The organism is Acidobacteriota bacterium, from assembly GCA_012517875.1.
Taxonomy (GTDB): domain Bacteria; phylum Acidobacteriota; class JAAYUB01; order JAAYUB01; family JAAYUB01; genus JAAYUB01.
The window spans coordinates 1-7762 of the sequence record JAAYUB010000172.1 but is presented as its reverse complement, the minus strand read 5'-3'; the positions used below and the strand labels follow the sequence as shown (position 1 = coordinate 7762).

Genomic DNA, 7762 nt, shown 5'->3' with positions numbered 1-7762 from the left:
CCCACGCGTGGGACGACGGCCTCGGCGCCCTGCTGGTGCAGGACGGCGGCGAGCGCGCGGCGGCGGTGATCGGCGCCAACCGCCGCCCCCTCCAGGTGATGGCGGGCCGCTACGATGGCTTCGGGGGGAGCGGGGCCGACTGGCGCGGCACGCCCACCGAGCGGCTGCAAGTGGGTGCGCTGTTCCGGTTCCGCCTGGCGCCCAACGACAACCTGGACCTGATCCTGGCCGCGTCCGGGGAGGGGCTCGCCGATGCCGAGGCGGCCTACCGGGCGGCGGTGGCCGACCCCGAGACGATCCACGCGGCGGCGGCGCGGCGTGCCCGCGATCTGCTGGCCCGGTCCGTCGCGGTCACCACGCCGGACCCGGTGTTCAACGAGGGCTACCGTTGGGCGCTGGTGGGCGCCGACCGGTTCCTCGCCGACACGCCCCGGCTGGGGCTGTCGCTCTTGGCCGGCTTCGCCACCACCGCCGGCGGCTGGGACGGCGGCCACGCCGTGAACGGCCGGCCCGGCTACGCCTGGTACTTCGGCCGCGACGGCCAGTGGGCCGGTCTGGCGCTGGCCGGCTACGGCGACTTCGCGGCGGTTCGGTCGGTACTGGAGTTCTACGGACGCTTCCAGGCCGCGGACGGCAAGATCTTCCACGAGGCCACCACCAGCGGAGTCGTCCACTACGACGCCGCCGACGCCACGCCGCTGTACGTGGTGCTGGCCGGCCGCTACCTGCGGGCCTCGGGCGACCTGGCGTTTATCCGCGCCGCCTGGCCGAGTCTGAAGCGCGCGCTCGACTTCTGCTTTGCCACCGACACCGACGGCGACGGGCTTATCGAGAACACCCGGGTGGGCCACGGCTGGGTGGAGGGGGGCGCCCTGTACGGCGCCCACACCACGCTGTACCTGGCCGCGTGCTGGGGCGCGGCGCTGGAGGTCGCCGCCGAGATGGCCGCGGCGCAGGGGCTGGCCGACGAGGCGGAGCGCTACGGCGCGGCCGCGCTGGCGGTGCGCCGGCGCATCAACACCGATTTCTGGAACGGTGCGCTCCGTTCGCTGTACTACGGCAAGCTCCGTGACGGACGCTACAACGCCGAGCCCACGGTGCTGCCGGCGGTGGCCATGCTCTTCGGCCTGGTGGACGCCGACAAGGCGCCGCCCATGCTGGACCGGTGGGCGGGCAACGAGTTCTCCGCCGACTGGGGGGTGCGCATCGTGGAGGCGCGCAGCGCGCTGTTCAACCCGCGCGGCTACCACACCGGCAGCGTCTGGCCGCTCTTCACCGGATGGACCGCCCTGGCCGAGTATCGCCACGGCCGTCCGCTGGCGGGATTCACTCATTTGATGGGCACGCTGGGGATCTACCGGCACTGGGCCCGCGGCTTTGTCGAGGAGGTCATGGACGGCGAAGTCTACCGGCCGTCGGGCGTCTGTCCGCACCAGTGCTGGTCCGAAACCATGGTGCTGCAGCCGGTCCTCGAGGGGATGCTGGGCCTGCGCCCCGCCGCGCTGGCGCACCGGGTGGAGCTGGCGCCGGCCTTCCCGGCTCACTGGGACCGCGTGAGCGTGGAGCGGCTCCGCGTGGGCGGGCACGTGCTGCATCTGACGCTGGAGCGCCGCGCGGACGCCAGCGTCTACACCTTCACCCACACGGGCGAGGCGCCGCTGGAGATCCGCTTCCGGCCGCTGCTCCCCGCCGGCACGCGGGTGGGCCGGGTGCGCCTCGACGGCGCCCTCGCCGACGCCGGCGCAGCCGAAGGCCCCGACGGCGTCCGCCTGGACATCACCGTCCGCGTCTATCGCCGGACGACGCTGGAGATCCGTCATGCCCTGGGGCCGGAACTGGTGCCGCCGGTGCCCCGGCCGGTGCCGGACGACGTTTCGGGCGCCTTCCGCGTGGTGGACACCGCCTTCGCCGGCGGCGCACTCACCGTGCGCCTGCAGGGGCGTCCCGGCAGCCGGGAGACCTTGGAGCTGGCGCCGGGCGCGTGGACCGTCGCGGCGGTGGAGGGGGCGGCGCGGGCGCCGGATACCGGCGGGCCGGTCCGGCTGGTGGTGGACTTCCCGTCCGGCGACGCCCCGTGGCTGGACCACACGGTGACCGTGCGCCTGACAGCGCCGCCGCCCGAACCGGAGTCCGGCGGGCGGAAAGGCGGCCGGCGATGAGACGCACTCTGATTCTCGCGGGACTGTTCGCCGCGCTGGCCGCCCCGGCGGCGGCCACCGGCTGGCCTGGCGCGCTGTCAGCAAGCCGCGACGCGCCGGTCTTCACCACGTACGCCGCGGCACCGGCGCGCTCGGAGTACCGGCTGGACCACGCCTACCAGTTCATGTGGTTCGACGACGGACGGGGCCTCGAGTTTTTCAGCGAGGCGGGCGGCAGCCTCGGCATCGCCTTCCGCTGCCACGGCCGGCTGGTCCACCGGCTCGAGGAGTACTGGGCGCCACCGGTGATCATCGCCTCGTACAGCGACCTTGTGCGGGCCACGGCCCGCCCATTTAGGGATGTCCGGCTCGACCTCGTGTTCGCGGTGCACAGCTCCCGCGCCGCGCTGCTCGAGGTGACGCTCACCAACGACGGCGGGGAGACCGCCGCCGTAACCGTCTACCCCCTCTTCCACCGCCTGGCGGGCGGGCTGGAGGCGCCGGCGCTGCTGTCGGGTTGGGACGGCCTGGCCTTCCGCCACCGCGAACCCCGCGACGCGTGGATGATCGAGCACGAGATCCCCGTCGTGGAAGACCAGCAGGACATGCTGCTCCTGGACGCCATGGTCGACGGCTGGGGCGGCTACGACGCGCTGGAGGCGACGCCGGAAGGCGCGGCCGCCTGGCGCGCCGACGCCGCCCAGCCGGAGCTCGGCCGGCGGCTGCCGGAGGCGGGCGCGCCCGTGCTGGCGCTGCAGAAGAACCTGGCGATCGCGCCGAGTCAGGCGGTACGGCTGCGGGTGGCCCGCGCGGCGGGGCCGGCGGGAGATCCGCCGGCGGAGACCGAGGCGGCGGCCCGGGTGGCGCTGGGGCTGGACCTGGTCGCGGCGGAGGCCGAATCGGCCGCCGCCTACGCGCGGATTCCGGAGCCGAAGGGCCTGTCGGCGGACGAGGCGGCCGTGTACTGGCAGGCGTTCAGCCTGTTCCGCCAGTGCCTGATGCCCCCCGAGGGGAAGTGCCGCACGAACTACTACGTCTTCTCCCGCGAGCCGCGGTGGGGCTGGGGCTACGGCGGACAGGTCTTCCACGAGAGCCTGGTGATGCTCGCCGGCGCGCTCATGGACCCGGCCGCCGCGTTGGACTCGCAGCGCGTCTTCATCGACCGGCAGGGGCCCGACGGCTACATCAACTACCGCAGCGGTCCGTACCTGGACGAGACCATCCCCACCGGCGGACGCCCCACCTCGGCGGCGCCCTGGTTCAACTGGACGAACCGGGAACTGTACCGGCAGACCGGCGACCGGCAGTTTCTGGCGGAGGCGTACGCCGCCGGCGTCAAGTTTTACCGGTTTTGGCCGGCGCAGCGCGACACCGACGGCGACGGCCTCTGCGAGTGGGGCGGTCACGGTGAGCTGGAATCGGTGCGCGACGCGCGCGTGGCGGTGTGGGACCGGGTGGACAAACCCGACCGACTGGAGGCCGCCGACCTGAACATCCTGCTGGTGGCCGAGGCGGACGCCCTGGCCGACATGGCGGCGGAGCTGGGCCTGGCCGGCGAAGCCGAGAGCTGGCGGGCCGAGGCCAGAAGCCGCACCGAGCGGATCAACGCGACGTTCTGGGATCCGTCCACCGGCTTCTACTACCACGTGGACAAGGCCGACCACGACTTCACCCTGAACGCGCCCGACGACCTGAAGGTGAAGGAGATCATCGGCTTCCTGGCACTCTGGGCCGGCGTGGCCACACCCGAGCAGGCGGCGCGGCTGCGGGAACACGTGAACAACCCGGCGACGTTCCGGCGGGAGTTCGGCGTGCCCAGCCTCGCCGCCGACGATCCCGACTACAATCCCATGGGCTACTGGAACGGACCCGTCTGGGTGCCGTGGCAGTACCTTCTGTTCCGCGGCCTGGTGCGTTACCACTTCCACCGCGAGGCGAAGGAGCTGGCCGACCGGGTCGCGGCCACAGTGGCATGGCAGCTCAGGGCGAACCACAGCTTTTGGGAGTTCTACTCCGCCGACGACCGCCAGGCCGGCTGGAACCGGCAGTACATCTGGACGGCCCTGATCGCCCGATTGCTGTTGGAGCGACAACAGCTCAGATAGACGGTGAATCGGTGAATGGGTCAATGGGAGTAATTTTTGGTTATAGCTGATTGCTGCTATTGGCTGTTGGAATAGGGTCAGATCGTGCGGGGGCGACACCCGCTGTCCAAAATCCGAAGTCCGGTGTCCGATTACGATCACGATTACGATCACGAGCACGAACACAGAAACAGGAACGAGCCTCGAGTCTCGATGAATTGACTGAGCCGGCCGCGTGATGTAAGGTATGTCCAATGTTCCCGAGGAGCCCGTGATGACCGAACCCACCCGACTCCTGGCCGTGGACTGCGGCAACACCCAGATCAAGTTCGGCGTGTTCCGCGGCGACGCGCTGGCCGTCAACTTCCGCATCGCCACCGATGCCCACAAGACCTCGGACGAGTACGCCGTGCTCATCCGGGCGCTGCTGGCCGGCGAGGGGATCGACAGCCGGTCGTTCGACGGCGCGGCCCTGTCGTCGGTGGTCCCGCCGGTGCTGCCGCTCCTGGAGCGGGCGGTGGCCAAGGTCACCGGCCGGCCGTGCCTGGTGATCCGGCACGGGCTGGACGCCGGCGTCGCGGTGCGGACGGCCCACCCGGCGGAACTCGGCTCCGACCTGCTCTGCCTGGCCGCGGGCGCCGCCGTCCGCTACCCGCTGCCGGCGATCATTGTGTCGTTCGGCACAGCCACGGCGTTCGTCGCCGTGTCGGCGGCGCGCGAGATCGTGGGCGTGGCCATCGCGCCGGGGATCCTGTCGGCGGCGCAGTCGCTGTCGGCCAACGCGGCCAAACTGCCCCAGATCGACATGGCCCAGCCCGAGTCGGCGCTGGGCCGCGACACCATCGGCGCCATGCGCGCCGGCATGGTCTACGGCTTCGCCGGCCTGGTGGACCGCGTCTGCGGGGAGATGGGCCGCGCCATGGGCGCCGCTCCAGCCGTGGTCGCCACCGGCGGGCTGCTCAACATCATCGCCCAGGTCGCCACCACGGTGACCCGCTACGACGCCTTCCTGTCCCTGCATGGCCTCAGGGTCATCTGGGAGCTCAACCGAACCGGCACCGCGGCCCCACCGGCTGCAGCCGATCCGCCGCTGGAGTGACGCCGCGCCGTCACCGGCCGACCGCACACTCGTCGCCGATGCTTCGGACCGACCCTGCCCCAGGAAACAACAGCTCTTTCCGATCAACAGCGATCGGCATCCGGCGTGTCCCGGCACCCTCAGCGTGTGCGAACCAGGCGAATCTCCGCTTGATGACCCTGGACGTCGCAGAAGGTGCCCTCGATCACCCCGTCCCGCAGAATCCCGCCATAGACCGCGAAGTAGTCGTCCCGGATGTTGCCGGTCACGTTACTCTGCAGGATGGATACCACCCGGCCGCCGCGCCCGGTGTGTACGGATGCCGTGAAGACGCTAACGTCATTGATGTCGGTGTAGCGGCCGGTGAATCCGCCGCCGCTTCGGGTGAAGCTCAGGGTGTGGGTCTGGTTGATGGAACCCCGCCAGGTGATGGTCCATTCGCCTTCCAGCGAACCGGGATCGGCAGGAGGTGGTGGCGGGGGAGGTTGTCCGCCGCCGGGCGCTGTCCATGACAGGTTGCGCCAGCAACCCTTCCCGCGGTTATACGCCGTCGGTTCCGAGTCGCCCAGCTCGATGCTGCCTGTGGGCACGTTCGGGGCGGCCGCCACGCCGGGCTCCAGATTGACCGCTCCGCCGACCCGCTTGCCGTCCACGAACAGGTCGAAGGCCTTCTGCTGTGGACGGGCCTCAATCCGGAAGTGGTACCACCGGTTCAGTTCGAGCGTCATGATCGGGGGCACGCAGTTGTAGGGCCGCCCGGTCTGAAAGTGGGTGATCGTGGCGCCCCAGTCGGTGGCGACATGGATGAAGCCATCGTCGAAGAGCGTCAGCCAGTGGCCGTCCGGAACTTGCAGTTGGAAATCGAAGGAGACGGCGTAGTCCCGATCGTACCCGTAGGTCCGCGGCTGGTAGATATAGGCGGCTCCGGGCTTCATCGAGTCAATGCAGATTTCGCCGCCGGCCGTGTTCACGGTGTTGCCCCCCGTGGCCACGGTTTCCCATCGCGCTGCATGGGGCGCATCGGCCAGGCAGAACATCACCGCCGCCAGGGCGGCCAGGCACAACCCCGTGGGGGCTGATCCAACCCATGTCCGAGATGCCAGTTGCATGGTCACCTCCCAAGACAGGTTGTGGTCATCGGAATATCGTTGTCGGCCCAATTATACCACTGGGGCGGCGAACGCGGGAGACGACCGGGCGGGTGGGACCGTCGGCCGGGCGGCGCCACATCCGGCTGTCGAACCGCTGCTCCGGACAGGTCGCCGGAGCGGGGCGGGCAGGGCTGACATCGAGGGCCCGCTCCGCGCCGTGTGGTGCGATCGCCGGCGGTGTGCCGGTCAGAATCGTTCGCCGCCCTCAATTGCCGGCTTCGAGGTCCGTGAGAATGAGCTGGGCGACCTTCTCGCCGGAGTGAAACATTCCTCCGAAGATGGGCCCCATGCGGAAGCCGCCCGAGGTATTGTTGGCGGCCATCCCGGAAACATAGAGACCGGGGTAGAGCCGCTTCGTTTGCGCCACGGTCATGCGCTCCCCTTGGTCCACCCAGGCGGGTTTCTCGCCCACGATCCCGCCTGTGTCGGTCTCGAGGCGGATGCCCGCCTTGCGGGCCGCCATGGCCGCCACCTCGCTGGGGTGCCCGGTGCTGTCCAGCACCGCGCGGGCGGCCACCAACAGCGGATCCACATGCATGCCCAGCCGGCGGACCGGTGCGAAGTTGACGACCAGTCCGGCGATCCGGCCCTCCTTGAACACCACGTCCTCGGCTTCGACGGCGTTGAAGATCTTCACCCCGGCCTTCGCGGCTCCGAAGATCAGGCCGCCGGCGACCTCCACCGCATCGGCGGTGTGCAGGCCGTCGCCGGCCGGCCGGTGGCCGATGCCGAACCGGTCGAGGACGGCCAGGGCATCCGACGGCACGACGATCTCGTTGAACAGCATGCCGCCGCCCCAGATGCCGCCGCCGGGCTTGAGGGTGCGTTCGAACATCGCCACCTTCCGGCCGGCTTCGGCCAGCAGCGCGGCGGCCACCAGGCCCGACGGGCCGGCGCCCACCACGGCCACATCCACAACGAGGTGGTCGTCCAGCTTCTGAAAAAATCTCCGGACAATGGCGCGGGATACCTGCGTTTCCATGTCGATCCTCCTGAAAAGCGTCGCGGCGCCCGTCCGGGCGCCGCGCAGGAGGCAGCCGCTTTCGCTGGCTACGGTTTTCCTAGCGCCTGCATGACCCGGATCAGGTTCAGTGGGTGTGCTCTCAGCCCCGGCCGCAGCCGGGGCACCCCAAACCGTGCCTCGCCATTGTGCCCCGGTGCCGCCATCCGTGTCAATCCCGCGCGTATCTCTCGCTCGTGCTCGTCATCGTAATCGAGGCTCGAGACTCGAGACTCGAGACTCATTCCCGTCATGCGGATATCAGAAATCGGAAATCGGATATCGGACCTCGGACCTGGGTTCTGGGTCCT

At 70.4% G+C, this 7762-nt stretch carries 5 protein-coding genes and 1 riboswitch; of the genes, 3 read left to right on the top strand and 2 right to left on the bottom strand.

Annotated features, from left to right (window positions below):
- From GX414_16110 to GX414_16100, 3 genes are all read left to right on the top strand, one after another.
- A partial coding sequence (locus GX414_16110) for a hypothetical protein (protein ID NLI48626.1) occupies positions 1–2159 on the top strand: 2159 nt, incomplete at its 5' end.
- On the top strand, positions 2156–4243 hold the full coding sequence (locus tag GX414_16105; protein ID NLI48625.1) for a hypothetical protein: 2088 nt from the start codon (positions 2156–2158) through the stop codon (positions 4241–4243). The genes GX414_16110 and GX414_16105, both read left to right, overlap by 4 nt.
- A 253-nt stretch (positions 4244–4496) precedes the next feature.
- Entirely contained in the window at positions 4497–5321 is an 825-nt protein-coding gene (locus tag GX414_16100) for a type III pantothenate kinase (protein NLI48624.1), read from the top strand.
- Between the two features lie 119 nt (positions 5322–5440).
- Here GX414_16100 and GX414_16095 read toward each other — a convergent pair whose 3' ends face one another.
- On the bottom strand, positions 5441–6409 hold the full coding sequence (locus GX414_16095) for a hypothetical protein (GenBank protein NLI48623.1): 969 nt from the start codon (positions 6407–6409) through the stop codon (positions 5441–5443).
- 247 nt (positions 6410–6656) lie between these two features.
- The gene (locus GX414_16090; GenBank protein ID NLI48622.1) at positions 6657–7433 is read right to left on the bottom strand and encodes a thiazole biosynthesis protein; all 777 of its coding nucleotides are present in this window, start codon (positions 7431–7433) and stop codon (positions 6657–6659) included.
- Between the two features lie 59 nt (positions 7434–7492).
- Positions 7493–7593, bottom strand: a riboswitch (TPP riboswitch).
- Positions 7594–7762 lie beyond the last annotated feature (169 nt).

Bases quoted from the DNA above. Each gene is read 5' to 3' on its own strand.
- GX414_16105 (NLI48625.1), top strand. From the start codon at position 2,156: ATGAGACGCACTCTGATTCTCGCGGGACTGTTCGCCGCGCTGGCCGCC.
- GX414_16100 (NLI48624.1), top strand. From the start codon at position 4,497: ATGACCGAACCCACCCGACTCCTGGCCGTGGACTGCGGCAACACCCAG.
- GX414_16095 (NLI48623.1), bottom strand. From the start codon at position 6,409: ATGCAACTGGCATCTCGGACATGGGTTGGATCAGCCCCCACGGGGTTG.
- GX414_16090 (NLI48622.1), bottom strand. From the start codon at position 7,433: ATGGAAACGCAGGTATCCCGCGCCATTGTCCGGAGATTTTTTCAGAAG.